The organism is Arthrobacter sp. P4_H3 (genome assembly GCF_056400885.1).
Genome location: NZ_JBFUKK010000013.1, coordinates 79,288 through 104,114, shown reverse-complemented (window position 1 = coordinate 104,114; position 24,827 = coordinate 79,288). Strand labels below are relative to the sequence as shown.

Genomic DNA, 24,827 nt, shown 5'->3' with positions numbered 1-24,827 from the left:
CCGGCCCCGTCGCATTTCCTAGCTTCCGGAGCTCCCAGCTCTGCGCCGCAACAGGCCCTTCCGCACATGGGTGCGGCGTGGCATCGTTGCTGCATGCAGACGGTGTACGAGGCTGCCGGTGGTGCAGATTTCTTCCTGACCCTGGCCAATGCGTGGCATGCCAGGGTCATGGCCGACGAGGTGGTCAGCCATGCGTTCAGCCACGGCTTCCATCCGGACCACAGCCGGCGGCTCGCCACCTATTGGGCGGAGGCTTTGGGCGGCCCGCCGGACTATTCGGGTTCCTACGGGGACGAGACGTCAGTGGTGCGGATCCACAGCGGCAACGGGCAGCACGAGGATATGGACCGCAGGGCCATCGCCTGCTTCGACCAGGCCCTGACGGACGTCGGACTCGCGTCCGAGACACGCCTTCACCGGGTGCTGTACGACTACTTCGCCTGGGCGACGAACACCACGATGTCGAGGTACGAGCGGTCCCCGGATGACGTGCCGGACGGGCTGCGCATCCCAAAGTGGTCCTGGGACGGGCTCGTCCGGGAAGGCTGACCCGCCTGGACCCGCCGCCAAGGCCACTTTCCGGATTTGGCTATGGTGCCCGCGCTTCGCGGCCACCTACCGTGGACAGGTCAGTACTCCCGCAGGAGTTCCCCGAAATCCAGAGACGGACGAGCATGCCCACCGTTGTGAACGAATATCCCTTCTCCCAGGTAGACGTCTTTGCCCCGGGGCCCAAGGCAGGCAACCCGGTCGCCGTCGTGCACGACGCCGAAGGCCTGTCCACGGAACAGATGCAGAGCTTCGCGAACTGGACCAACCTGTCGGAGACCACGTTCCTGCAGAAGCCGACCCACCCGGAAGCGGACTACAAGCTGAGGATCTTTACCCCGGCGTCCGAACTGCCGTTTGCCGGACACCCCACGCTGGGCTCTGCCCACGCCTGGCTGGACATGGGCGGCCAGCCCCGCCAGGACGGGGTGCTGGTGCAGGAATGCGAGGCGGGGCTGGTGAAAATCCGCCGCACCGACGCCGATCTGGCCTTCGCAGCACCGCCGCTGGTCCGCTCCGGCCCGGTCGAACCGGCGGTACTGCACCAGGCCATCGCCAGCCTGGGCATCGACGCCGGCCAGGTGCTTGGCAGCAACTGGGTGGACAACGGCCCGGGCTGGATAGGAATCCGGGTGGAGTCAGCGGAACAAGTGCTGGAGCTGCAGCCTGACTTCGCCCTGATGGACCAGCTCTGTGTTGGCGTGATCGGACGTTTCGCCGACGCAGGACCGGCGGACTATGAGGTCCGGGCGTTTGTGCCCGGGTTCAGCGTTCCCGAAGATCCCGTAACCGGCAGCCTCAACGCCGGGCTCGCCCAATGGCTCCTCAGCGAAGGAGTGGTGGACGGCGACTACACCATCCAGCAAGGCACGGCCCTGGGACGCGGCGGCTTGGTGACCATCACCGTGGAGGACGAAAGCATCTGGGTTGGCGGCACCAGCCGGACCGTGGTCAGCGGCCGCGTGTCGCTGTAGGTTTACTCAGGGAACAGCAACCACTGACTCAATCTGCACCTTGGCGCCTAGCGGCAGGGCGGCCACCTGAACAGTGGTGCGGACGGGATACGGTTCTTGCAGCCGCCGGGCATACACACCGTTGATGGCTTCAAAGTCCTGGTAATCAGTGAGATAGACAGTCGTGCGCAGCAGATTTTTCAGTGTCAGTCCCTGTTCGTCGAGCAGGATCTGCAGATTGGTCAGCATCGTGTCGCACTGCTCGGAGACATCGTCCGAGACCAGTTCTCCGGTATCGCGGCGCTGGCCGATGATGCCTGCGGTGTGTCCGACATTTCCGTGCTCAACGTAGTGGGAGAACGGGGCTGCGGACTGGTAGAGCTGCGGACTGAAGTGATGGCGGGGCATGGTTTCCTTCGGCGGCCTTGGTCTGAAGCACGGGTATTGGCCACCCTAGCTCGTGGCGGCGCGCGAATGCCTGGGGCGTCCGCAAATCGTCGGTGAAAAGTGGGGTCCCGGACGGCGGTAGGCTCGGAAAATGATCGGACACGTTGATGAGATCGTTGTGGATTGCCAAAACCCGGCCGCACTTGCGGAGTTCTGGTCCTTGGTCCTCGGTGGCGAACCAATGCATCGAAGCGATGCCTGGTCCTTCATCGATCCGCCGGGATGGACGCGGCTGGCCTTCCAACGGGTGCCCGAGAGCAAACAGGGGAAGAACCGGCTCCACATCGACGTCCACGTGGACGATGTGCCCGCAGCCTCTGACGCCGCCGAAGCCCTCGGAGCCGTCCGGATCGGCAAGATCCACATGGATTCTGTGGGCACGTTCCAGGTGCTCCTGGACCCCGAAGGCAACGAGTGGTGCGTTGTACGCGCCGCAGGAGCATGAGCTAGGAGAACTCCTTCAGCGCCTCCGTCATGAGGCGGCCCGGCTGGCCGAGCCGCACGTGGGTGCCGTTGGAGGCCACCAGTTCCCCGGCAATGACGACGTCGGTGACGTCGCTGGCCGTGGCGCTGAACGGGAACTGTTCTGCCTTGGAGCCGGCAGTGCGGGCGGAATCAGGATCAACAGCCATCAGGTCGCAGACCGCACCGACTACCAGGGCGCCGGCAATAGGGGTGGCCATGCAGCGGGCTGCCCCATCCGTAGCGGCCCGCAGCAGTTCCTGCGGGGAGAACCTGCCGCGCTGGCCGGAACCGAGCCGTTCCCCGTGTTCCAGCGTGCGCATTTCAATCCAGGGATCGATGACGGCGTGCTGGTCCGTGCCCAGCGCGATGGTGGCTCCGGCGTCGGACAGTACGCGGGCCGGACCGATGCCGTCGGCGAGGTCGGCCTCGGTACTCGGGCACATCACCACCGTGGCGCCGGCATTGCCGAGCAGGGCGACGTCCCCTGACGTCAGGTGCGTGGCATGGACGGCCGAGAGCCGCGCGGACAGCAGGCCGTGCCGCTCCAGCAGGCCCGCGGGGGTGACGCCGTAGGCCTCCAGGCAGGCTTCGTTCTCCGCCGGCTGTTCGCTGAGGTGGATGTGGAGGGGCATATCCGCGGGCAGCTGTTCGGCCACCGCTGCCAGGTCCGTATCGGGCACGCCGCGCACGGAATGCAGCGCGGCCCCCACGCCGACCATCTCCGGTGGAAAGCTCTGCGCGATTTCGTTCCGGAGCGAAAGAAGCCGCTCCAGCCAGGCCTGGACGTTGGCGTCGCCGAACCGCTGCTGTTCGGGACTGAGCGGCGTACCGATCCCTCCCGCCAGATAGAGCGTGTCCAGCAGCGTCAGGCGGATCCCGGCAGCCATTGCCGCCCGGGCGAGGGCCAGCTCCATGGCATGCGGTTCCGCGTAGGGAGCGCCGCCGGGCCGGTGGTGGACATAGTGGAACTCGGCCACACTGCTGAAGCCGGCAACCACCATTTCCGCGAACACGGCGCTGGCGAGCTTTTCGTAGGTTTCCGGCGTCAGCTCGGCCGCGCTCCGGTACATCTGCTCCCGCCACACCCAGAAATCACCGCGTCCGTCATGCGTCCGTCCGCGCAGGATCCTGTGGAAGGCGTGGGAATGGGCGTTGGCGGCGGCCGGAAAGACGACGCCCTTCAGGATGTGGTCGCCGGGCTGCGGTTCCGCGCCGGACGTGATCCGCTCGATGCGGCCGTCGCGCACGTCCAGCCGCAATCCGGCGAGCACCGACGCGTGCACTGCGGGGCCGCCGTCGGCTTCGCCGGTGCCACCGGCACCGCCCACAACAGCCGTCTCGCACCAGAGCCCGGTGACATCAGGCCCGGTCACAGGAGACCCTCCAGGACATCCGCGAGGGCGACGGCTCCGGTGCCGGCGTCCTCGTCGGCAACATACTCCTCCGGCGAATGCGAGATGCCGCTGGGATTGCGGACGAAGAGCATCGCGGACGGCACATAGGCGGAGAGCACCCCGGCGTCGTGGCCGGCTCCGGTAGCCAGCAGCGGGGCGTCGGGCAGGATCCGGCTGATCCGCTGGGTCAGGCCGGGATCGAAATGGACAGTATCGCTGTAGGACTCTTCGGTGAGGGAAACGTGGCACCCTTCGGTGGCCGCTATCTGCCGGGCGGCGCCGTAGATCGTTTCGATCAGCCGGGCGGTCACGGCGTCGTCAGGATGCCGGGCATCGAGCCACATGTCCACGCGGGAGGCAATGACGTTGGTTCCGCCGGGCACCGGCATCAGGCGTCCCACCGTGGCACGCGCATCCGGCTGGGCTGCAGCGGCGTCGCGTACGGCGACGATGATCTGTGCAGCTGCGACCATCGGATCCGCGCGGTCCGCCATCAGGGTGGTCCCGGCGTGGTTGCCCTGGCCGCTGATGCTCAGCTTCCAGCGGCCGTGCCCCAGGATGGAACTTCCGACGGCGATGGCCGGGCCGCCCGTGCCCAGGCCGTTGCCCTGCTCCACGTGCAGTTCAACAAAGTCGCCGATCCGCGCCATGGCCTGGGGATCCGGACCGACGTGCCTGGGATCGAGGCCGTTCAACCGTGCGACGTCCGCAAAGGTGTTGCCGTCGCCGTCGCGCAGGTTCCGTGCCTTGTCGACGTCGATGGCCCCGGTTAGCAGGCGGGATCCGAGGCAGGCGACCCCGAAGCGGGAGCCCTCCTCCTCGGGGAAAACCGTGATGGCCAGGGACCGGTTCGGCACTTTTCCGCGGGCTATCAGGATGTCGACGGCGGCGAGTGCCGATGCGACGCCCAGCGGGCCGTCAAAGGCGCCGCCGCCGGGTACTGAATCGAGATGGCTTCCCGTGACCAGAGCGCCGTCCTGGGGTTTGCCCCACCAGGCCCAGATAATGCCGTTGCGGTCGGTCTCGACGGACAGGCCGCGCCGGAGCGCCTGTTCGATGAACCACGTCCTCAAGTCGAGTTCCGCCGTCGAGTAGACGGCCCGGGAATAGCCTCCGCGCACCGCGTCGCGGCCCACGTCCTTGATCGAGTCGAGGAGCTGATTGACGGTTTCCAAATGAACCTCCGCGTTGTGACGATTCCGGAATTCGGCTAGCCGTGTCAGCCGCCGAGCACCACGTTGACCGGCGGCTCACCCGCCAGCATGAGGTCGATCTGCCGCTGCAGCAGTCGGCCCATCCTCGGGCGCATGGCGGAACTCGCACCGCCCACGTGCGGGGTAATGATGACGCCGGGAGTGCCCCACAGCGGGTGCTCCTTGGGCAGCGGTTCGGGATCCGTGACGTCCAGCGCGGCGCGGATCCGTCCCGAAGCGGTGTGGCGGACCAGGGCCTCAGTGTCCGCCACCGGGCCCCTGGCCACGTTGACCAGCAGCGCGCCGTCGGGCATTGCCGCGAGGAACTTGTCGTCGATAAGGTGCCTGGTGGCGTCGCCGAGCGGGACCCCGACAACCACAATGTCGTGGTCCGGCAGCAGTTCCGGCAGTTCGGCAATGCCGTGGATGACGCCGTTCCCGTCGGTCCGCGGCCGGCTGGCCACGCGTGTCACCGTGGTTTCAAACGGGATGAGCCGCTGCTCAATCGCCTTGCCCACGCCGCCGTAGCCCACAATGAGGACGCGGCGGTCGGCAAGGCTGGCGGTGGGCCGGGCTTCCCAGAGGCCTTCCTGCTGGTTCCGGATATGCCGCGGCAGCTCCCGCTGGCTGGCCAGGATCATGGCGAGGACCAGTTCCGCGGTGGAGGTTTCGTGCACGCCGGCGGCATTGGCGAAGACCCGGCCGGCCGGGAGCGAGTCCGCGACGCCGTCGTATCCGATCGACTGGCTTTGGACCAGCCCTGTCTCCACGGCTTCAAGGTTCCGGAGGACGGGCGTGCCGCCCATGTACGGCGGGACCACGATGTCTATATGCGGCTGCGGCGGCTCGCCGGTGAAGTCCCACTCAACAACGGTGACGTCCGGATTCGGTGTCAGGTACTCGCGAAGTACCTCGTCGGGCAGGCTGACTGTGATCTTCCGGGTCATGATTCTCCAACTGCTCCGTCGGCTCGGGGCGGGCTGGGGCGCCACGGAAGCGCGGCCCGCCGGGAGGGTTCTTTGCTGCCAGCCTAATGGAGGGAGTCGTTCCAACACCGTTGCGGGCCACTTTCCGCCGGTGTAGCTTGGCCGGATGCTGAGCATCGGCTCGATCGTCATCCGCGTTGATAACCTCCCGGCCCAGATGGCCTTCTGGCAGGCCGCCCTCGGCTTCGAGCCGCGGCATGAACCCGAGGACGATTTTGTGATCTTGCAGCCGCCCGGCGGTGTGGGAACCTGCATCTCGCTGGACCGCGTCCCGTCGTCGGTGCACATCCCGCCGCGCATCCATCTGGACCTGTACACGGAGGACCAAAGCGGCGAGGTGCAGCGGCTCCTTGGCCTGGGCGCCACCCGCGTGGAGTGGAGCAAACAGCCCGCGGACGCGGACTACGTGATCATGGCCGACCCCGAGGGCAACCGTTTCTGCGTCATCGACACCGCCGGCCGGGCTGACACCGAAGGGTCCGGCGGCACCGCGTAGCGCCACTCACAAACACCCAAAAGCGCACAAGAATGTCGCAGACTCGTTGACTTACCCCGTCACCGGCTGTTAGAAATGATCGGAAAGCGGTTTCCGAGCCTGCGCCCGCGATCACCAAACCAAACGCCACGGCAGGCTTTCCAAACATTTTTGAAACGATACAACGAACGTGCGCGACCCGGACGTGCCTACAACTTACCGCCCCACGCGTGTCGAAGGAGATACCTAGCGATGACCGAAACAACGCTCAACTGGCTCGACGGCGGGGCCCCGGCTTCGCTTTCCGGCGGCACCACCTGGGGCATGCCCTTCGCCCGCGGCTCCCTGGCCGGCGCCGGCGGGATCTCCGTTTCGGATGCGGCAGGCCGGACCGTCCCCTCCCAGGCCTGGCCGCTGGCAACATGGCCGGACGGCTCTCTTAAGTGGGCCGGCATCGCCCTGCCGGCAACCGACGCGCCCTCCGCCCACTACAACGTAACGTCCGACGGCGGCCCGTCACCGGAGACGGAAGCCGCACCGGAGGTTGAGCCCTCACCCCACATCGAAGTGACGGAAGCGGAAGACTCCGTCACGGTGACCACCGGCGCGCTGGAAATGGTCATCAGCCGCAGCAGCCCAACACTGTTCACCACCCTTTCCCGCGGCGGCGTGCCCGTGGCCCGCGACGGCAAGCTGGTCAGCCTGCTCCAGGACGGCGTCCAGGACGGCCCCGGCAGCGTCAGCCGGGAACCGTTCACCGGCGAGGTGACCGCCGTCGTCATTGAACAACGCGGTCCCGTCCGTGCCGTGGTGCGGCTGGAAGGCTCGCACCGGCCGGACAACCACGCCGGCGACGGGCGCAGCTGGCTGGCGTTCGTGGTCCGGTTCTACTTCCACGCCGGCGCCCGCAGCGTGCGGATGGTCCATTCCTTCATCTGGGACGGCGAGCCGGAGCGTGACTTCCTGGCCGGCCTCGGCGTCCGCTTCTCGGTGCCGCTGGAGGGCCAGCTGCACGACCGGCACGTTCGCATCGCAGGGGCCGACGGCGGTTTCCTCACCGAGGCGGTGCGCGGACTGACCGGCCTGCGCCGCGACCCGGGCGGGGCCGTCCGCCGCGCCCAGATCGCGGGACAGCCCACCCCGCCGGTGGAGGAGTGGAGCGAGCTGGTGTCCAAGCGGCTGCACCTGATCCCGGCCTGGAACGACTTCACCCTGAGCCAGCTGAGCGCCGACGGCTTCGAGCTCCGCAAGCGGACCGGCGAGGGCCACGGCTGGGTGGGAATCGCCGGCGGCACGCGGGCCGAGGGATTCTGTTCGCTCAGCGGCCCCGGCGGCGGCTTCGGCATCGGAGTCCGCAACTTCTGGCAGTCCCACCCGGTCCAGCTGGACATCCGCGGCGCCGCCACCGCACAGGCAGAAGTGACCGCCTGGCTGTACTCGCCGGAGGCCCAGCCCATGGACCTGCGTTTCTACCACGACGGGCTGGGCCAGGAGACCTTTGAGGAACAGCTTGAAGGCCTCGAAATCACCTACGAGGACTACGAACCGGGATTCGGCAACCCCCGCGGCATCGCCCGGACCCACGAGCTGACGCTGTTCGCCTACGTCGCGACGCCGGACACCCGCGCCCTCGCCGCTGACGTGGAGGCCTCCTCAGCGCCGCCGCTCCTGCAGGCGTCACCTGAGTACCTGCACTCGGTCAGGGTCTTCGGCGACTGGGCGCCCGTGGACCGCAGCACGCCGGAGCGCGCCGGGCTGGAGGACAAGCTGGACTTCCTCTTCGACTTCTACGCCGGCCAGGTGGAGCAGCGGCGCTGGTACGGGTTCTGGAACTTCGGCGACGTGATGCACACCTACGACTTCGACCGGCACGCCTGGCGCTACGACGTGGGCGGGTACGCCTGGGACAACTCAGAGCTTTCCCCGGACCTGTGGCTCTGGTACATGTACCTGCGGTCCGGCCGGGCGGACGTGTTCCGTTTCGCGGAGGCGATGACCCGGCACACCGGCGAGGTGGACGTCTACCACCTGGGCGAGTGGCGCGGCCTGGGTTCCCGGCACAACGTGCAGCACTGGGGATGCAGCGCCAAGCAGCTGCGGATCAGCACGCCCGCGTACCGGCGCTTCTACTACTACCTCACAGCGGACGAACGCACCGGCGACCTGCTCTCCGAACTCGTGGACAGCGACCAGAACTTCCTGGGCCTTGATCCCGTCCGGAAGGTCCGGCCGGACAGTGCCACCTACCAGCCGGAGCGGAGCGCCCTCGGGGTGGGACTCGGCACCGACTGGGGATCCCTTGCCGCCACCTGGCTCACTGACTGGGAACGGACCGGCAACCCCCGTTCCCGGGACCGGCTGCTGGGCACCATGGCGGACATCGGCGCCCTGAAATACGGATTCCTCACGGGAGAGGCGCTGTACGACCTGGACAAGGGAAGGTTCGACGCCGGGCGCGAACGGATCCAGGTATCGCACCTTTCCGCGGTGTTCGGGCTGGTGGAAATCTGCAGCGAGCTCATCGGCCTGGTGCCGGATGCCTCGTTCGAACAGGCCTGGCTGCAGTACTGCCGGCTCTTCCTGGCCTCGGAGGAGGAACAGATTGCCGAGGTGGGCCAGCCGCTGGACGGCATCCACCTGACGCAGGCCCACAGCCGGCTCTCCGCCTACGCGGCGGCCCGCGCCGGGGATTCCGGGCTCGCCCGCCGGGCCTGGGACAGCTTTGCGGAAGGCGGCGAGCACCTCAACCACGGATCGGCGTTTAGCCTGCGGAAAATCAAACCGCCGTACGTCCTCGCCGCCGTTGATGAAGCGCCCACGGTGTCCACGAATGATGCCGCCCAGTTCGGCCTGGCGGTGATCCAGAACCTGGCCCTGATCGGGGAGCACCTCCCGGTACCCCAGCCCGTCCGCTGAGCCAGGGTGACCGGCTAGCTCCGGGAACTGTAGGCAGGCACGACAGCGGACGGTCCCTCAGGCGGGCCGGCCGCCGTCGTGCTTTCAGTAGCTTCGTTTTCAGTGACTTCCGGGTCTTCCCCGCGGAAGGCGCGGAGCATGGCTTCGCGGTCGAACTGGCCCTCCCACTTCGCCACCACGAACGTGGCTACGCAGTTCCCCAGCAGGTTCACGGAGACGCGCATGGAATCCATGAGGCGGTCGGCGCCAAGGAGCAGGGCAACGCCGGCCACGGGGAAGATGCCCAGGGCGCCGGCAGTTGCCGAGAGAGCCAGGAACGCGGAGCCGGGAACGCCGGCCATCCCCTTGGACGTGAGCATCAGGATGCCCAGGGCCACCAGCTGCTGGCCCAGGTCAAGGTTGTGCCCGAAGGCCTGGGCCAGGAACAGCAGCGAAATGGACAGGTACAGCGCGGCGCCGTCCAGGTTGAATGAATAGCCGGTGGGTACCACCAGGCCGGTGGTGGCGCGGGAGCAGCCGGCGTTGGTCAGTTTCGTCATGATGCGCGGCAGCACGGACTCGGTGGATGCCGTGCCCAGAGCCAGCAGGAACTCTTCCCGGCTGTACTTGATGAACTGCCACAGGGGCACGCGCGGGTACACCCAGGCCACCACGAACAGCAGCGCAATGAAGATGATGGCGGCGCCGTAGCAGGCGGCGATCAGCAGGGCATACGTGCTCAGCGAACCAAGGCCGTACTGGCCGATGATGAAGGCCATGGCGCCGAAAGCGCCCACCGGGGCAACGCGCATCACCCAGGTCATGATCTTGAAGAACAGCTCCAGCACCGTCTCCAGGAGATTGATTACGGGCAGGCACCGGTCACGGCCCACCACCACGATGGCCGCACCGAAGAACGCCGAGAAGCACAGCACCTGCAGCAGGCTGTTGGAGGCGAAGGCGCCCACCACGCTGGTGGGGATGATGCCCAGCAGGAACGCGCCGGCGTCCTTGGGCGGTGCCGTGCCGGTCTTGGCGTTGAGGGCGTCCTGGGACAGCGTGTTGGGATCGATGTTCAGTCCGGCGCCGGGCTGGACGATGTTGCCCACCACCAGTCCGAACACCAGGGCGAAGAGCGTGGCCCCCGTGAAGTACAGCAGGGCCTTCACACCGACCCGGCCCACGGCCTTCACGTCGCCCACGGCGGAAATTCCCGTGACAATCACCAGGAAGATCAGCGGAGCAATGATCATTTTGATCAGCTGGATGAAGCCGTCGCCCAGTGGCCGCAGGGCCGAGCCGAGGTCCGGCCAGAAGTGGCCGATCCCGATGCCGAGGCAGACGGCCACGAGGATCTGGAAGAAGAGCGACTTGTAGAGCGGCTTCTTGGGTGCCGGTGCGGTGTTTGCTTCGCGCGCCACGGCGGTCGGAGGAAATTTCATCAGGGCTGCCAATCAACGGGGAAAAGGCGCGCAGGTCGCCTCAGGACATGGGCAACGCTACGATCCCCGTGTTTCCGGCAGGCTAAATCCGTACTGCGGAATTGTTTAACCGCAAGATGGAAAAGAAATAGTTGGTGGCAGCAGGCCCGATGCTACACCTGGTCATCCCAAGTGCCGTCGGCCGCAGCGGCTTCCTCCGGCTTGCGCTCCTTGTGCTCCGCATCGGTGCCGCCGCTGCCAATGTACGACGCCGGAACGGTGCCGCCCGCCTGCGTCTGCTGTTCTTCCCGGATGTTCTTCGCCGCGCCCTGGCCCGGGTGGGGCTGCTGACCGACGGCGTCCGGGTCGCCCGGGCCGATCAGGTCGGCGGGGTCGGCTGCTGCTTCCTTGGGGTCGGTCATGGCGGCACCTTTCGTTCGGCGTTGCAGGTCTGTTGCCGCCGGTTCATTGGCTCCGGCGGCACCTCTAGCCTATTGGTTGATGTGGCTGGAGTGACCAGATTTCCGCTTGTTATATCTCGTGAGCTCGCGTTGCATAACTCGCGAAAATCCCGTCAAAAAAGGGGGCACATCTTCCCTAGCGCTGGGGCAAAAGCAGGCGCACGATTGTACTACCGGGCCACGAAAATGCAGTGCGCATCGCCCGGAGTCAAGCCCCCGCTGAGACCGGGAGTGCTGTTTGAAAATGGGTTGAAAACTGGCCGCCGCCTCACAGGGGAGTGTTATCGCGGTTGGACAGTCGTGCCCGAAAATGATCCACTCGCATCCTTTCTAGGAGCAAAACAAATGTCCATCACTACCCCAACAAAATCCCCCCTCGGAACCCGCTTTGCATTGATTTCGGCTGTTTCATTGGGTCTTATTGGAGGACCCGTTGCACTGGCCGTACCGGCTGACGCTTCAACGTCGCTTCGCGGTTGTACCGTGAACCCATTGAAGCCGACGGACGCGGGCAAGAATGTCGCTGAATTCAAGATCAGGATCGACTGCAACGGCAAGAAGGTCGTAGAAGTCCGCCAGAAGCGCTTTGAGAAGGACCGGCACGGGAAAGATGACCTCCTGGGCCGCTCCGAATTCAAGGAGAATTTCGACAGGCATGACGGCCGCGTCACCGTCAGCAAGAAGGACTGGATCGACAAGGACAAGGGCAAGGACCGCGTGTACCAGGAAGTGTCCTTCCGGGTGAAGAGCGGCAACAACTGGTCAGACTGGACCAAGTGGGAGAGGAGCGACGTCGCGACCATCCGCTGACCGCTGCACCGTTCCGCGCATCTGATCCGCTCAATGGATCTGCGCATCCTCGAGCCAGGGGCACGCTGCCCCTGGCTCTTCTTTGATTCAGCGACGACCGCCTGAAATGGATCGCCCTGTCGAAGGGTCCGCCGGGAGTGGGAGGCCAGGTTACCGGCTGGTGCCTGTAACGGTTGGTGAAGGACTCGTTGGGGAAGCGGATTCAGATGGCGTGACAGTGACTGTTGCCGTGCTGGTCTCCGTGCCGTCCGGGGTTGGCGTTCCGGACATTGACGAAGTGCTGCTCGGCGTCGAGGTGGTGGTTCCGGAGGAACCGCCTTCGGCTTCACCAAGGACCTCGTTGACCAAGTCCTCCAGCTCCTTCTGATCGGCGTCGCCAAGATTGGCACCGCCCTTGGTGGCCACCACCAGAAGGCGGCCCTGGGCTGCGGAAATCTGCATCAGCATGTCAGACTCGTTGCCGCCGCGCGTACTTATCGTGGCGAAGGTCTTCTCGCCTTCGGTTTCGGCCTGCAGTTCCTTGCTTGCGACGTCGTAGCCTTGCCCGAGCACCGAAACCTTGAAGCTCTCGCACTGGGCCATTTTGCCGCTCACTTCATTGAGCAAGGTGACGGCGTCGGGCCCCTCGCTGCCGGATTGGGCGGACAACGTGCGAGGTTGCTGACTCTCGGAGATCGCAATCGCCACGTCGCCGCTTTCGACAGTGTCCAGCAGGCCGGCCGTGGCAATTGTCTTGCACTCCGCCGGGTCGGTGGTGGCCGCGCTCATCAGCAAGCCGGCGATGCGGCTGCCCTGTTCCACCTGGTCCTTTGAATAGAGCCTCAGCTCGCTGCCGTCCGTGTCCGACTTGCCGGAGATGAGCTCGCGGAGCTCATCTTCGCTATAGACCTTGTCCTGCGCTGTGCTGGTTGTTGCACTGGCGGATGGTGATGGGCTTTGTCCCCCGCCACCCGTACACGCGGCCAAGGCGAGCACCGCCGCGGCTGCCAGGCCCAAAGCCGGAACAGTTTTCATGAGAACCACCCCTTCAGATAGCAAGCATGCTTATGGTCCATAGGGTACTCCTGCTGGCGCCTATTTCCGCCGACGATTTTGGGCGCGGACCGGCCCTAAGCGCGAACGGACATTTGAGGCCCGACTAAGCGGGTGCTCAAGTGTCCGCTCGCGCCCGCCGTCGAACACCTCCCGCACAAAGCACCGCCCGCATCCGTTGGGATGCGGGCGGCACGCTTGTCCCGCCGTCGGCCGCTAATACTTGCGGTATTACTTGGAGGTGCCGGCGTACCTGACTGACGGCATGGCCGGCGTTTCCATGCCTTCGCCGATGAAGAAGCTCGGGTGCGGGGGCTGGTTGTAGGCCACGTTTTCACGCGCTACGCCGGTCCGGTACATCGGGTCGTGCATGAGGGTGCGGAGCCGCACTTGGGTGGGGGCCGTGGTGGTGTAGATCCGCAGCTCCGTGCTGTCCGAGGACGGGAAAGCCAGCTCCTCGCGCCAGTCACCGAGCAGGTCGGCCTGCAGGGACGGGTTGCCCTTGGTGGTGTTGTTGGTCCTGGCGCCCGTGGCGGTCAGGAGCCTGTCGCTGCTTTCCGTCTCCCAGTTCCACTTCGAGACGGTGGGGACGCCGACGGAGGTGGCGGCATCGTAGTCGTGGTCCACGATCTCCCGCAGCAGGTCACCGTCCCACCAGGCCAGGAAGTTGGCGGCCGGGATGTTCTCCGCGATCAGTTCGCCCTTCGCGGACATCAGCTGGCCCACCGGCGAGTTCCACGCTGCAGTTCCGCCGATGGCCCAGCCCTCAGCGCCGGCGTAGCGGGGGTCGATGTCACCGGCTGCGCCGCGGCCGGTGTCCTTGATGGCCGGGATGCTCCAGAGGACTTCACCCGTGGCGGCGTCGCGGAACGTGGCACCCCGGTTGCCGCTCTGGCTCATGCTTTCGTGCACGGCGAAGGTTTCCGGGCCCGGGCGGGACGGATCCAGGTCGCTGGTGTGGATGGCGTCGCCATGGCCCAGCCTGGTGTTGTACAGGGGCTTGCCGTCGTCGTCGATGGTCATGGAGCCAAAGACGAACTCGTCTTTGCCGTCCTGGTCCACATCGGCCACGGAGAGGTTGTGGTTGCCCTGGCCCTTGTATTCGGCACCGGCGTCGTCGGAATCAAACTTCCAGCGCTTCACCAGCTTGCCGTTGACCAGGTCGTACGTGACCAGGACCGTGCGCGTGTAGTAGCCGCGGCTGAACATCATCGACGGGTGTTCGCCGTCGAGGTAGGCCACCGCGCCAAGGAAGCGGTCCACACGGTTGCCGTAGCCGTCACCCCAGGCGGCCACTGAACCGCGGGGCGGATCGTAGGCCACGGTGTCCATGGCGGTGCCGGTCTCGCCCTTGAACACCGTGAGGAATTCGGGACCGGACAGCACGTAGCCGGCGGTGTTCCGGTAGTCCGCGGCCGGGTCGCCGATCACGGTGCCGGCGGCGTCCTTGGTGCCGTCCGCGGTCTTCATCGACAGCTCGGCCCGGCCATCGCCGTCGAAGTCGTAGGCCAGCAGTTGCGTGTAGTGCGCGCCGGCGCGGATGTTGTGGCCGAGGTCGATGCGCCACAGCTTGGTGCCGTCCATCCTGTAGGCGTCCACGTAAACGTTGCCCGTGTAGCCGGACTGCGAGTTGTCCTTGGCATTGGACGGCGCCCACGTCTGGATGATCTCGTATTTGCCGTCGCCATCGAGGTCGGCCACGCTGGCGTCATTCGCGGAGTAGGTATACGGCTTGCCGTCCTTGGTGACGCCGTCGGCAGGCTTGTCCAGCTTGATGGCCAGGTAGTTCTGGGCCAGCGGCGAAAACTCTTCGGTGAGCTTGTCCTGGCCGTTTCCGTTGCCCACGGCCTTGATCACGTACTTGGAAGACGCCGTCCCTGCCGGATCCACGTACATGGTGCTGTTCCTGATCGGATCCACCGTGAGCTGCACGCCGTCGCGGATCACGTGGAAGCCAATACTGTCCTTGTCCAGGCCGAGCATCCGCCAACTCAGGGTGACGCCCTGGTCGGTGAGCACCGCCACCGGGGCGCGGTCCAGGTTTTCCACCTGGCGCTGGAGCCCCGCGGTACCGGACTGGGCTGGTTGGGCCTGGGCTGGTTGGGCGGGTGCCGGTTGGGCGGGTGCCGGTTGGGCGGGTGCCGCGTGGGCGGCCGCGGCGCCCGCGGCGCCCGCTGGCTGATTGGGAGCGGTTTGGGTTGGAGCGGTTTGGGTTGGAGCGGCCTGGGCCAGGGGAACCCCGGTAAAGGCCAGGGCGGCTGCGGCCAAAGTTGCTGCGGCGGCCAGGGGCGCAGACTTCCGCGCGGCGCCCTTCGTGCTCTGAGTGGACCATTTCGCGGGGTATGCCAAGAACATCTCCTTTGATGCCGGCGGGCAGGTAACCTGCCGCGCCATGAGGGGGTTGTATCGTTTCATTTCGTTGCCGACAACATCCACGTGAATTTCGCGAGGGGTTGGTCGGACGGGAAAGAAAGCGCTTTCCGCCCCTAAGGTTTATCAGCGCGACAGGACGGCGGTCAATACTCCGGCGATATTAAATGGGAGAAAATGTGCAGTTGTGTTGTGGCGCATCACAGCACTCCACAATTAATCCAGTCGGTGTATTATTTCGAGCGGACCACGGTTTGCGTGAGCATTCCCTCATCAACACCCATGAGCAAGGAGCTGTCATGACCCTTCCGGAGCAAGCTACGGGAGAGCCAGCTGCCCGGCCAGCTTCCGGCACAAGGCCGGGCCACCCTCGGGCCGGGGTCGCAGCCCGGGGTTGCTTGATTGGCTTCCTGGGAGGATTGCTGGGCCTGGGCCCGTGGCTGATGACCGGAGCGCGGCTACCTCTGCAGAACCTGTGGGGTGCAGAGGTCATGCCGGAGCAGATGCCCGTCTCGTTATTGCCACTGAGCCAGTACGAACTCACTACGATCGTCGCGCTGTTGACCGTAGGCGGTGCAGCGGCAGGACTGACGGTGTACATCCTGCTCCCCACCCAGAAGCGGCTGGCCACGTGGTGGGCGGCAGCCGGGGTTCTTGCGGTCCAGCTCGGGGCGGCCGTCCAGTCATTCACGGTGCTCGACGGCGGCCTGGCGGGCGGGTGGATGGCCAGCCTCTACTTCGCCGGGCTGCTCGGGGGCGTGGCCGCATCCCTCGCCGCATCCCTGGTGGCGCTCCTGCTGCTGGCCTCCAAGTCCCGGGGCCTGACCGCATTGGGGGCCGGACTTGTGGCTGTGCCGTTCGCTTCATGGGCGGTGGAGTGGGTTGTCGGCTTTGTCGGGCACGTGAATGTCCCCGTCGCGGTGCCGTCCGTTGCCCGCTGGATTCCCGCCCTCCTCGTCGGTTGCGCCCTGGCATGGTGCGGGCTTCGACCGGCGCGGCGGGCCGCGGTGTGGCTCGTGAACCTCGCCCTCCTGTGGGTGGTTCCCGCCCTCTTCATCTCGGTGAACTACGTCCTTGGGTCACGCGTACTGGCGGGCGATATGCAGGAGACGCTGCTAATGGGCCGGCAGATCCTGGCAGCCACTCTCGGGCCCAAAGGCGGAGCGCTTCCGACAGTCCTCCTGGCCCTGGCCGTCGCACTGGCGGGGCTGGGCATCCGTTATGTTGCCGCTCGCAGGCGGCCGGGGCAAGGCTCCTCAACTTTGTCCTCACGCTGAACCGCCGCCCGGCCAGCATCTGGGGCAGGAGCCGATTTGAGAACAGCCGGGCCGCTCCCCAAAGGCTATTTCTATCTACAATTTAAGTGGCGGCAATGGCGGCAACCAGCTGCACGGGCCGCACCACAAGGAGGACCGCAATGGGTTTGGGTGACAGGATCCACAACGCCGCGGAGAGGCTTCACGGCAAGGGAAAGAAAGCCGCCGGGGAGATCAGTGGCAACGACCGCATGAGGGCCGAAGGCAAGGGCCGCGCAGTCAGGGCCGACTTCAAGCAGGCAGGCGAAAAGATCAAGCACGCTTTCAAGCGGCACTAAATACGAACAACCGGACGGGCGGCCCCGCCAGGGGCCGCCCGTTTTTCTGTGCGTGGCCGCAGCCGACGCCGGCCCGGGCTCTTGCGCCGCGATACCCCCGCCGCTTCGCCGGCCCTAATGGTTGACGTCCACGCCCGACTGGACCTACACTTTTCATACAGCAGAATATAACTTCCACAATACGAAATAACTTCGGAAGTTACTGTTAGACCGACGGAATCACCGGACCACGCAAGGACATGACAATGACGTACACAGTGAACTGCTCCATCCTGCTGACGGAACTGCCGCTCCTGGAGCGGCCCGCCGCAGCGAAGGCCGCCGGCTTTGACGCCGTCGAATTCTGGTGGCCCTTCGAAACCTCCGTCCCCACCGACGCCCAGGTCACCGAGTTCGAGAACGCCATCACCGACGCTGGCGTTCAGCTCACCGGCCTGAACTTCAACGCCGGCAACATGCCCGGCGGCGACCGCGGCCTGGTCTCCTGGCCCGCACGCTCCGCCGAATTCCAGGACAACATCGACGTTGTCGCCGGCATCGGCGAGCGCCTCGGTTGCAAGGCCTTCAACGCCCTCTACGGCAACCGCATTGACGGCGAACCGGCCGAAAACCAGGACGCCATCGGCGCCGAAAACCTCGCGGCGGCAGCGGCCGGCGTCGCCCGCATCGGCGGCACCGTCCTGCTGGAACCCGTCAGCGGCGCCCCCAGGTACCCGCTCCTCAAGGCCCAGGACGCCCTCAACGTCATCGCCCGGGTCAGGGAGGAATCCGGCGCTGAGAATATCAAGCTCCTCGCCGACTTCTACCACCTGGCAGTGAACGGTGACGACGTCGCCGCCGTCATCGAAAAGCACGCGAAGGACTTCGGCCACATCCAGATCGCCGACAACCCCGGCCGCGGGGCTCCCGGAACCGGAGAGCTTCCCCTCGGCGAATGGATCGCCCGCAGCCGCGAACTCGGCTACGAGGGCTACATCGGCCTCGAATACAAGGAACCGGCGGAGACCGCCTTCAGCTGGGCCATCCGCCAGCGCGTCTCCCAGTAGTCCCCTAGCCCAACTGAGTAGCAGCAGGTGTCGTTTTGAGCCCTCAAAACGACATCTATTGCGACCTAGTTGGGTCCGGCTTCCTCAATCACCACAAAGACTTCAGAAAGAGAACCACAATGAGCAATGTTGCAGTCATCGGACTCGGAATAATGGGCCTGCCCATGGCCATCAACCTGGTCAAGGCCGGCCACACCGTCACCGGCTTCAACCGCAGCCAGGACAAGATCGACAAGCTGGTCTCCGAAGGCGGCAAGGGTGCCACGAGCATCGCGGACGCCGTCAAGGACGCCGACGTCGTCATCACCATGGTGCCGGACTCCCCCGATGTCGAAGGCGTAGTCAGCGGCAAGGACGGCGTCTTTGCCAACGCCAAGAAGGGCACCTTGTGGATTGACGCTTCCAGCATCCGCCCGGACGTGGCCAAGCGCCTGTCCGAGGACGCAGCCGCAGCAGGCATCCGCCCGCTTGACGCTCCCGTTTCCGGCGGCGAGCAGGGCGCCATCGACGCCGCACTCTCCATCATGGTGGGCGGCGACGCGGCAGACTTCGAGGCAGCACAGGACGTCCTCAACGCCGTCGGCAAGACCATCGTCCACGTTGGCCCGTCCGGCTCCGGCCAGACCGTCAAGGCAGCCAACCAGCTGATTGTCGCCGTCAACATCGAGGTCCTGGGCGAGGCCATCGCCTTCCTTGAGGCCTACGGCGTGGACACCGACGCAGCCCTCAAGGTCCTCGGCGGCGGCCTCGCAGGCTCCAAGGTCCTGGACCAGAAGGGCCAGAAGATGCTCGACCGCAACTTCGACCCCGGCTTCCGCCTTGCCCTCCACCACAAGGACCTCGGCATCGTCACCTCCGCAGCCCGCGAAGCCAACGTCGCCGTCCCCCTCGGCGCCGTCGTCGCACAGCTCGTCGCCGCCACCGTCAACCAGGGCGACGGCGGACTCGACCACTCGGGCCTCTTCAAGCAGGTCCTCCAGCTCAGCGGCCGGAAGTAACCCTCCCCCACCTCCCTAAGAGTTTTTGTCCAGATAATCGGCCCAACTAGCCCTTTATCTCCCGGTATCTGGACAAAAACTCGCTTCAGCACACCCAAAATCAGCCCGCAAAGGGCACCCCAAAGACTTCTTAGGAGCACACCATGAGCAAGATGCGTACCGTTGATGCAGCGGTTGCCATCCTGGAAAAGGAAGGCGCCATCGAGGCGTTCGGCCTGCCAGGCGCGGCAATCAACCCCTTCTACTCCGCCATGCGGGCCCACGGCGGCATCCGCCACACGCTGGCCCGCCACGTTGAAGGCGCCAGCCACATGGCCGACGGGTATTCCCGGGCCAAGGACGGCAACATCGGCATCTGTATCGGCACCTCCGGCCCTGCCGGCACCGACATGATCACCGGGCTGTACGCGGCCTGGGCCGACTCCATCCCCATGCTCTGCATCACCGGCCAGGCACCCGTGGCCAAGCTGCACAAGGAAGACTTCCAGGCCGTGGACATCGAGTCCATCGCCAAACCCGTCACCAAGATGGCCATGACCATCCTGGAGCCCGGCCAGGTTCCCGGCGCCTTCCAGAAGGCCTTCCAGCTGATGCGCTCTGGCCGCCCCGGTCCCGTGCTGCTGGACCTGCCGATCGACGTGCAGATGGCCGAGATCGAATTCGACATCGACACCTACGAACCCCTGCCCGTTGAGAAGCCCAAGGCCAGCCGCAAGCAGCTGGAAAAGGCCCTGGACATGCTGACCGCAGGCGAGCGCCCGCTGATCGTGGCCGGCGGTGGCATCATCAACGCGGGCGCCTCCGAGCAGCTGGTGGAACTGGCCGAACTGCTGGGCGTTCCGGTGATCCCCACCCTGATGGGCTGGGGCTCCATCGCCGACGACCACCCGCTGATGGCCGGCATGGTGGGCCTGCAGACCTCGCACCGCTACGGCAACGAGAACTACCTGCGCAGCGACTTCGTGATCGGGATCGGCAACCGCTGGGCCAACCGCCACACCGGCGGGCTGGACACCTACACTGCCGGCCGCAAGTTCGTGCACATCGACATCGAGCCCACCCAGATCGGCCGCGTCTTCTCTCCGGACTTCGGCATCGCGTCCGACGCCGGCGCTGCCCTGGAAGGCCTGATTGAGCTGGCACGCGAACGCCGGGCAGCCGGATCCCTGCCGGACTACTCCGGCTGGGCCGCCGAGTGCGCCGAGCGCAAGGCCAGCCTGCACCGCAAGACGCACTTCGAGAACATCCCCATCAAGCCGCAGCGCGTCTACGAGGAGATGAACAAGTCCTTCGGCAAGGACACCACGTACGTGTCCACCATCGGCCTGTCCCAGATCGCCGGCGCCCAGATGCTGCACGTGTTCGGCCCGCGCAAGTGGATCAACGCCGGCCAGGCCGGTCCCCTGGGCTGGACTGCCCCGGCCGCCCTGGGCGTTGTCCGCGGCAAGCCGGAGGAGACCGTTGTTGCCCTGTCGGGTGACTACGATTTCCAGTTCATGATCGAGGAACTGGCTGTAGGCGCGCAGTTCAACCTGCCGTACATCCACGTGGTGGTGAACAACTCCTACCTGGGCCTGATCCGCCAGTCCCAGCGCGGTTTCAACATGGAGCAGAACGTTTCCCTGGCGTTCGAGAACATCAACAGCCCCGAAACCAACGGCTACGGCGTGGACCACGTCAAGGTTGCCGAAGGCCTGGGCTGCAAGGCCATCCGGGTGGAGGACCCCAACGACCTGGGCTCCGCGTTCGACAAGGCAAAGGCGCTGGCCGGCGAGTTCAAGGTTCCCGTGGTTGTTGAAGTGATCCTGGAAAAGATCACCAACATCTCCATGGGCGTGGAAATCAATGCGGTCAACGAGTTCGAGGAACTGGCCGAGACCCGCGCGGACGCCCCCACCGCCATCCTGGCGATGCAGGCCTAATCATGCGGATCGTGATCGCACCGGACAAGTTCAAGGGCTCACTGTCCGCCCCGGACGTTGCCCGGCACCTGGATGCGGGGCTGCAGGCGGCCACCGGCCACAACCTGGACGTCCTCCGGATTCCGGTGGCCGACGGCGGCGAGGGCACCCTCGACGCCGCCGTCGGCTCCGGCTTCACCCGCCGGAGCGCCCTGGTCAGCGGCCCCACCGGGCAGCCGCTCCGGGCGGAGTTTGCGGTCCGCGGCCGCGAAGCGGTCATTGAAATGGCCGCCGCTTCGGGGCTTGCGGTCCTGCCGGGCGACACGCCGGGTTCCGCCACCGCCAGGAACGCCACCAGCCTGGGCACCGGCGAACTGATCCGGGCAGCGCTCGACGCCGGATGCCGGCAGATCATTTTGGGTGTCGGCGGGAGCGCCAACACCGACGGCGGCGCCGGCGTCCTGCAGGGACTCGGCGCGCAGCTCCTCGACGCCGAAGGCAACGAGCTGCCGCACGGCGGCGCGGCCCTCGCCCGGTTGGACCGGATCGATTTCTCCGGCTTCGACACCCGGCTGGACGAGGCGCGCTTTGTCCTTGCCAGCGATGTGGACAACCCGCTGCTCGGAGCGGAAGGTGCCGCGGCGATCTTCGGCCCGCAGAAAGGCGCCACCCCGGAGGACGTCGCAATCCTCGACGCTGCGGCCTCGCACTTCGTGGACGTGCTCGCCGCCGAGATCGGGCCCCGCGCGCTGAAGGCCGCTGACGCACCGGGTGCCGGGGCGGCGGGCGGCGTGGGCTACGCCGCCATCGCGGTCCTGGCCGCGACGCGCCGGCCGGGCATCGACGTCGTCCTGGAATTCACCGGACTCGCGGACCGGCTGGCCGGTGCGGACCTGGTGATCACCGGCGAAGGCAGCCTGGACGAACAGAGCCTGCTCGGCAAGACGCCCATGGGCGTGGCACGGGCGGCTGCACGGTCCGGCGTTCCGGTGGTGGCCGTCTGCGGCCGGACCACGCTGACGCCGGCGCAGCAGAAGGATTCCGGCTTCCGGCAGGTCTACCCTCTGACCTCGCTGGAGGCCAAGGTAGAAATATGTATAGCCGAAGCAGGACCCCTGCTCGAACAATTGGGAAAGAACATCGGCATGGAGCTGGCGGACCTGGTCCCGGCCGGTTCCACCCCGCCTGGTTCCACCCCGCCAGTGAACAGCGTCCGCACTAAGGAGCCCCTCAATGTCTGAAGAAAGCTTTGACCTCGTCATCCGGGGCCAGCGCGTCCTCACCACCGCCGGTATCGCGGCACGTGAAGTAGGCGTGCGCGGCGGCAAGATTGTCGCCATCGAGCCGCTCGGCAACGGCCTGTCCGGCGCGGAAGTGATCGAACTCGCCGACGACGAGACCCTCATTCCCGGCCTGGTGGACACCCACGTCCACGTCAACGAGCCCGGCCGCACCGAGTGGGAGGGCTTCGCGTCCGCCACCCGTGCCGCCGCAGCCGGCGGCGTCACCACCATCATCGACATGCCGCTGAACTCCATCCCGCCCACCACCACGGTAGAAGGCCTCAAGCTCAAGCGCGAAGTGGCCGAGGACCAGGCGTTCGTGGACGTCGGGTTCTGGGGCGGCGCCGTGCCCGGCAACAAGGCGGACCTCCGCCCGCTGCACGACGAAGGCGTGTTCGGCTTCAAGTGCTTCCTGTTGCACTCCGGCGTGGATGAGTTCCCGCACCTCGAGGCGGACGAGATGGAAGAGGACATGGCCGAGCTCAAGTCCTTCGACTCGCTTATGATCGTCCATGCCGAAGACTCCCACGCGATCGACCGCGCACCCCACCCCGGCGGCGACCACTACTCCACGTTCCTGGCTTCCCGCCCCCGCGGCGCCGAGAACAAGGCCATCGCCGAGGTGATCGAACGCGCCCGCTGGACCGGCGCCCGCGCCCACATCCTGCACCTGTCCTCCTCTGACGCGCTGCCGATGATCGCCTCAGCCAAGCGCGACGGCGTGCACCTCACCGTCGAGACCTGCCCGCACTACCTCACGCTCATGGCCGAGGAAATTCCCGACGGCGCCACCGCGTACAAGTGCTGCCCGCCCATCCGCGAGGCTTCCAACCGCGAGCTGCTGTGGAAGGGCCTGCAGGAGGGCACCATCGACTGCATCGTCTCGGACCACTCCCCGTCGACCCTCGACCTGAAGGACCTGGAAAACGGCGACTTCGCCGTGGCGTGGGGCGGCGTCTCATCGCTGCAGCTGGGCCTGTCGCTGATCTGGACCGAGGCCCGGCACCGCGGCATCCCGCTGGAGCAGGTTGTTTCCTGGATGGCCGAGAAGCCCGCGGCCCTGGCGCGCCTCTCCAACAAGGGCCAGTTGGCGCTCGGGTATGACGCCGATTTCTCGGTGTTCGCGCCGGATGAGGCCTTCGTGGTGGACGTCTCCAAGCTGAAGCACAAGAACCCTATTACGCCGTATGACGGCAAGGCGCTCTCCGGAGTGGTCCGGAAGACATTCCTGCGCGGACATGAAATCGACGGCCAGACCCCGGGCGGCAAGCTCATCCGCCGCGGCGGCGTCTGAGGCATCACACCATGGCTGTCCAGGTACATTCCCCGCGCGGCATATGTGCGGCGGGTCCGGCGTCGCCGGGCCCGGCGCTCAAGGCCCATGGCCTGGCCGTCTGGGTGACCCCGGACGGCGACCAGGACATTGACGACGCCGTGATGGCGCGCGCCGCGGAACTGTTGCTGGCGCGTGCCCTGAAGATTGCTCCGGAGGCGGAAGTCCACGTTTGGCCCGCCGCCGGAGCTGCAACTTCCGCTGCCCATGCTGCCCCGCCGGGGGGACCGCACGGGCCAGCCGGCAGCGGAACCCAGGTGCCGTCGTCGTCCGTTCCGGAGGACTCCCCGGAGGACGACGACGGCGCAACTCCCCTCCCGCCGTTGGCCGGACCGGCCAGCCTGGTTTCAGTGGACCTTGCCGCCGGCGAGGTCCAGCTGGACGGGGCGCCGGTGCCGCTGACCGGCGTCGAATTCAAACTCCTGCGCTATCTCGTGGAGAATTGTTCGCGGGCCATCAGCAGGGAAGAGCTCCGGCTGTTCCTGGAATCATTCGATTCCCCCGCAGCGGCCTCCCGTTCCATCGATGTGTACGTTGGCCGAGTGCGGCGGAAGCTGCGCCGCGGCCGGCATGCGATCGCCACGGTGCGCGGCGGCGGCTACCAGTTCGTCCCCGGTCCCCACGCCAAAGTGCGTGGACCTGCGGAATACTGCATCTGAGAAAACATGAGGAACACCATGACCCCCATTGACCAGGCCACCATGGCTTTCACGCCCACAGCGCTCACCGGCACGGCTCTCACCGGAAGGCTCCAGCCGGGCACCTCGGCTCCGGATTTCACCCTGCCGGACGCCGCCGGGAAGGCTGTATCCCTCGCGTCCTACCGAGGCAGGAACGTGATCGTCTACTTCTACCCGAAGGCCGCCACTCCCGGCTGCACCACCGAGGCCTGCGACTTCCGCGACAACCTGGCGTCGCTGCAGGTCTCCGGCTACGAGGTCATCGGCATTTCCCCGGACGCCCCCGCGGCACTCGCAGAGTTCACGGGAGATTTCAGGCTGAACTTTCCGCTGCTCTCCGATCAGGACAATGCCGTCGCTGTGGCGTACGGAGCCTGGGGCGAGAAGGTCCTCAACGGCGAAATCACCGAGGGCGTACTGCGCTCCACCGTGGTCATTGGCGCTGATGGCAGCGTCACGCTGGCCCGCTACCAAGTGGACGCACAGGGCCACGTCGCTACCCTCCGCGGGGAGCTGGGGCTGTAAGAGGCAGCGCTTCGGC

23 protein-coding genes are annotated in these 24,827 nt (G+C 66.4%); 15 read left to right on the top strand and 8 right to left on the bottom strand.

Going from position 1 to position 24,827, the window contains the following annotated elements; all coding sequences use genetic code 11:
- Window positions 1-93: 93 nt before the first annotated feature.
- Window positions 94-549, top strand: coding sequence for a group II truncated hemoglobin (locus tag AC1DRE_RS17310; protein WP_476985749.1), 456 nt, complete (start codon window positions 94-96; stop codon window positions 547-549).
- A 125-nt stretch (window positions 550-674) separates the two neighbouring features.
- Window positions 675-1,523 carry a PhzF family phenazine biosynthesis protein gene (locus AC1DRE_RS17305; RefSeq protein ID WP_476985748.1) on the top strand — a complete coding sequence of 283 codons (849 nt, stop codon included), beginning with the start codon at window positions 675-677 and terminating at the stop codon, window positions 1,521-1,523.
- Window positions 1,524-1,529: 6 nt separating this feature from the next.
- Here the strand turns inward: AC1DRE_RS17305 and AC1DRE_RS17300 are convergent, their stop codons facing one another.
- On the bottom strand, window positions 1,530-1,910 hold the full coding sequence (locus AC1DRE_RS17300; protein WP_476985747.1) for a RidA family protein: 381 nt from the start codon (window positions 1,908-1,910) through the stop codon (window positions 1,530-1,532).
- 130 nt (window positions 1,911-2,040) lie between these two features.
- Here AC1DRE_RS17300 and AC1DRE_RS17295 point away from each other — a divergent pair, with 130 nt between their 5' ends.
- Complete coding sequence (locus tag AC1DRE_RS17295; protein WP_476985746.1) at window positions 2,041-2,394, top strand: VOC family protein; 354 nt, start codon at window positions 2,041-2,043, stop codon at window positions 2,392-2,394.
- A gap of 1 nt (window position 2,395) precedes the next feature.
- Here AC1DRE_RS17295 and AC1DRE_RS17290 read toward each other — a convergent pair whose 3' ends face one another.
- The 3 genes from AC1DRE_RS17290 to AC1DRE_RS17280 are packed head-to-tail and all read right to left on the bottom strand — an operon-like array spanning window position 2,396 to window position 5,948.
- Complete coding sequence (locus tag AC1DRE_RS17290; RefSeq protein WP_476985745.1) at window positions 2,396-3,787, bottom strand: formimidoylglutamate deiminase; 1,392 nt, start codon at window positions 3,785-3,787, stop codon at window positions 2,396-2,398.
- Window positions 3,784-4,983, bottom strand: coding sequence for an allantoate amidohydrolase (locus AC1DRE_RS17285; RefSeq protein WP_476985744.1), 1,200 nt, complete (start codon window positions 4,981-4,983; stop codon window positions 3,784-3,786). The genes AC1DRE_RS17290 and AC1DRE_RS17285 overlap by 4 nt, the downstream gene beginning before the upstream one ends.
- A gap of 44 nt (window positions 4,984-5,027) precedes the next feature.
- Window positions 5,028-5,948, bottom strand: a complete 921-nt coding sequence (locus AC1DRE_RS17280; RefSeq protein ID WP_476985743.1) for a 2-hydroxyacid dehydrogenase — start codon at window positions 5,946-5,948, stop codon at window positions 5,028-5,030.
- A gap of 145 nt (window positions 5,949-6,093) precedes the next feature.
- Between AC1DRE_RS17280 and AC1DRE_RS17275 the strand changes: the two genes are divergently transcribed.
- Window positions 6,094-6,483: a VOC family protein gene (locus AC1DRE_RS17275; protein WP_476985742.1), complete on the top strand. Its 390-nt coding sequence runs from the start codon at window positions 6,094-6,096 to the stop codon at window positions 6,481-6,483.
- A gap of 231 nt (window positions 6,484-6,714) precedes the next feature.
- On the top strand, window positions 6,715-9,378 hold the full coding sequence (locus AC1DRE_RS17270) for an exo-rhamnogalacturonan lyase family protein (RefSeq protein WP_476985741.1): 2,664 nt from the start codon (window positions 6,715-6,717) through the stop codon (window positions 9,376-9,378).
- Between the two features lie 14 nt (window positions 9,379-9,392).
- Here AC1DRE_RS17270 and AC1DRE_RS17265 read toward each other — a convergent pair whose 3' ends face one another.
- Both AC1DRE_RS17265 and AC1DRE_RS17260 read right to left on the bottom strand, forming a co-directional pair.
- A complete protein-coding gene (locus AC1DRE_RS17265) occupies window positions 9,393-10,799 on the bottom strand; it encodes a cation:dicarboxylate symporter family transporter (RefSeq protein ID WP_476985740.1) in 1,407 nt (468 codons plus the stop codon).
- A gap of 152 nt (window positions 10,800-10,951) precedes the next feature.
- The gene (locus tag AC1DRE_RS17260; RefSeq protein ID WP_476985739.1) at window positions 10,952-11,200 is read right to left on the bottom strand and encodes a hypothetical protein; all 249 of its coding nucleotides are present in this window, start codon (window positions 11,198-11,200) and stop codon (window positions 10,952-10,954) included.
- A 531-nt stretch (window positions 11,201-11,731) separates the two neighbouring features.
- On the opposite strand from AC1DRE_RS17260, the gene AC1DRE_RS17255 reads away from it, so the two are divergent.
- Window positions 11,732-12,049: a hypothetical protein gene (locus AC1DRE_RS17255; protein ID WP_476985738.1), complete on the top strand. Its 318-nt coding sequence runs from the start codon at window positions 11,732-11,734 to the stop codon at window positions 12,047-12,049.
- A gap of 150 nt (window positions 12,050-12,199) precedes the next feature.
- On the opposite strand, the gene AC1DRE_RS17250 is transcribed toward AC1DRE_RS17255, so the two are convergent.
- Complete coding sequence (locus AC1DRE_RS17250; RefSeq protein WP_476985737.1) at window positions 12,200-13,063, bottom strand: hypothetical protein; 864 nt, start codon at window positions 13,061-13,063, stop codon at window positions 12,200-12,202.
- A gap of 249 nt (window positions 13,064-13,312) precedes the next feature.
- Window positions 13,313-15,436: a rhamnogalacturonan lyase gene (locus AC1DRE_RS17245; protein ID WP_476985736.1), complete on the bottom strand. Its 2,124-nt coding sequence runs from the start codon at window positions 15,434-15,436 to the stop codon at window positions 13,313-13,315.
- Between the two features lie 413 nt (window positions 15,437-15,849).
- Between AC1DRE_RS17245 and AC1DRE_RS17240 the strand changes: the two genes are divergently transcribed.
- The 9 genes from AC1DRE_RS17240 to bcp all read left to right on the top strand — a co-directional run bounded on the left by AC1DRE_RS17240 (window position 15,850) and on the right by bcp (window position 24,811).
- Window positions 15,850-16,728 carry a hypothetical protein gene (locus AC1DRE_RS17240; RefSeq protein WP_476985735.1) on the top strand — a complete coding sequence of 293 codons (879 nt, stop codon included), beginning with the start codon at window positions 15,850-15,852 and terminating at the stop codon, window positions 16,726-16,728.
- Between the two features lie 140 nt (window positions 16,729-16,868).
- Window positions 16,869-17,045, top strand: coding sequence for a CsbD family protein (locus tag AC1DRE_RS17235; protein ID WP_476985734.1), 177 nt, complete (start codon window positions 16,869-16,871; stop codon window positions 17,043-17,045).
- A 245-nt stretch (window positions 17,046-17,290) separates the two neighbouring features.
- Window positions 17,291-18,091: a hydroxypyruvate isomerase family protein gene (locus tag AC1DRE_RS17230; protein ID WP_476985733.1), complete on the top strand. Its 801-nt coding sequence runs from the start codon at window positions 17,291-17,293 to the stop codon at window positions 18,089-18,091.
- Window positions 18,092-18,126: 35 nt separating this feature from the next.
- On the top strand, window positions 18,127-19,089 hold the full coding sequence (locus AC1DRE_RS17225) for a 2-hydroxy-3-oxopropionate reductase (RefSeq protein ID WP_476985732.1): 963 nt from the start codon (window positions 18,127-18,129) through the stop codon (window positions 19,087-19,089).
- 143 nt (window positions 19,090-19,232) lie between these two features.
- Window positions 19,233-21,011, top strand: coding sequence for a glyoxylate carboligase (gcl, locus tag AC1DRE_RS17220; protein WP_476985731.1), 1,779 nt, complete (start codon window positions 19,233-19,235; stop codon window positions 21,009-21,011).
- Between the two features lie 2 nt (window positions 21,012-21,013).
- The gene (locus AC1DRE_RS17215; protein WP_476985730.1) at window positions 21,014-22,231 is read left to right on the top strand and encodes a glycerate kinase; all 1,218 of its coding nucleotides are present in this window, start codon (window positions 21,014-21,016) and stop codon (window positions 22,229-22,231) included.
- Entirely contained in the window at window positions 22,224-23,567 is a 1,344-nt protein-coding gene (gene allB / locus AC1DRE_RS17210; RefSeq protein ID WP_214949421.1) for an allantoinase AllB, read from the top strand. The genes AC1DRE_RS17215 and allB overlap by 8 nt, the downstream gene beginning before the upstream one ends.
- Before the next feature lie 11 nt (window positions 23,568-23,578).
- The gene (locus AC1DRE_RS17205; protein ID WP_476985729.1) at window positions 23,579-24,265 is read left to right on the top strand and encodes a winged helix-turn-helix domain-containing protein; all 687 of its coding nucleotides are present in this window, start codon (window positions 23,579-23,581) and stop codon (window positions 24,263-24,265) included.
- A 42-nt stretch (window positions 24,266-24,307) separates the two neighbouring features.
- Window positions 24,308-24,811 (top strand): thioredoxin-dependent thiol peroxidase, encoded by a 504-nt coding sequence (gene bcp, locus AC1DRE_RS17200; protein ID WP_476985779.1) that lies wholly within the window; start codon window positions 24,308-24,310, stop codon window positions 24,809-24,811.
- Window positions 24,812-24,827: the final 16 nt, after the last annotated feature.

What these genes read in the sequence shown, in the direction of transcription:
- AC1DRE_RS17265 (WP_476985740.1), bottom strand. Translation starts at nt 10,799, where the DNA reads ATGAAATTTCCTCCGACCGCCGTGGCGCGCGAAGCAAACACCGCACCG.
- AC1DRE_RS17205 (WP_476985729.1), top strand. Translation starts at nt 23,579, where the DNA reads ATGGCTGTCCAGGTACATTCCCCGCGCGGCATATGTGCGGCGGGTCCG.
- AC1DRE_RS17310 (WP_476985749.1), top strand. Translation starts at nt 94, where the DNA reads ATGCAGACGGTGTACGAGGCTGCCGGTGGTGCAGATTTCTTCCTGACC.
- AC1DRE_RS17300 (WP_476985747.1), bottom strand. Translation starts at nt 1,910, where the DNA reads ATGCCCCGCCATCACTTCAGTCCGCAGCTCTACCAGTCCGCAGCCCCG.
- gcl (WP_476985731.1), top strand. Translation starts at nt 19,233, where the DNA reads ATGAGCAAGATGCGTACCGTTGATGCAGCGGTTGCCATCCTGGAAAAG.
- AC1DRE_RS17270 (WP_476985741.1), top strand. Translation starts at nt 6,715, where the DNA reads ATGACCGAAACAACGCTCAACTGGCTCGACGGCGGGGCCCCGGCTTCG.
- AC1DRE_RS17260 (WP_476985739.1), bottom strand. Translation starts at nt 11,200, where the DNA reads ATGACCGACCCCAAGGAAGCAGCAGCCGACCCCGCCGACCTGATCGGC.
- AC1DRE_RS17305 (WP_476985748.1), top strand. Translation starts at nt 675, where the DNA reads ATGCCCACCGTTGTGAACGAATATCCCTTCTCCCAGGTAGACGTCTTT.
- bcp (WP_476985779.1), top strand. Translation starts at nt 24,308, where the DNA reads ATGGCTTTCACGCCCACAGCGCTCACCGGCACGGCTCTCACCGGAAGG.
- AC1DRE_RS17280 (WP_476985743.1), bottom strand. Translation starts at nt 5,948, where the DNA reads ATGACCCGGAAGATCACAGTCAGCCTGCCCGACGAGGTACTTCGCGAG.
- AC1DRE_RS17235 (WP_476985734.1), top strand. Translation starts at nt 16,869, where the DNA reads ATGGGTTTGGGTGACAGGATCCACAACGCCGCGGAGAGGCTTCACGGC.
- AC1DRE_RS17230 (WP_476985733.1), top strand. Translation starts at nt 17,291, where the DNA reads ATGACGTACACAGTGAACTGCTCCATCCTGCTGACGGAACTGCCGCTC.
- AC1DRE_RS17275 (WP_476985742.1), top strand. Translation starts at nt 6,094, where the DNA reads ATGCTGAGCATCGGCTCGATCGTCATCCGCGTTGATAACCTCCCGGCC.
- allB (WP_214949421.1), top strand. Translation starts at nt 22,224, where the DNA reads ATGTCTGAAGAAAGCTTTGACCTCGTCATCCGGGGCCAGCGCGTCCTC.
- AC1DRE_RS17215 (WP_476985730.1), top strand. Translation starts at nt 21,014, where the DNA reads ATGCGGATCGTGATCGCACCGGACAAGTTCAAGGGCTCACTGTCCGCC.
- AC1DRE_RS17295 (WP_476985746.1), top strand. Translation starts at nt 2,041, where the DNA reads ATGATCGGACACGTTGATGAGATCGTTGTGGATTGCCAAAACCCGGCC.
- AC1DRE_RS17250 (WP_476985737.1), bottom strand. Translation starts at nt 13,063, where the DNA reads ATGAAAACTGTTCCGGCTTTGGGCCTGGCAGCCGCGGCGGTGCTCGCC.
- AC1DRE_RS17245 (WP_476985736.1), bottom strand. Translation starts at nt 15,436, where the DNA reads ATGTTCTTGGCATACCCCGCGAAATGGTCCACTCAGAGCACGAAGGGC.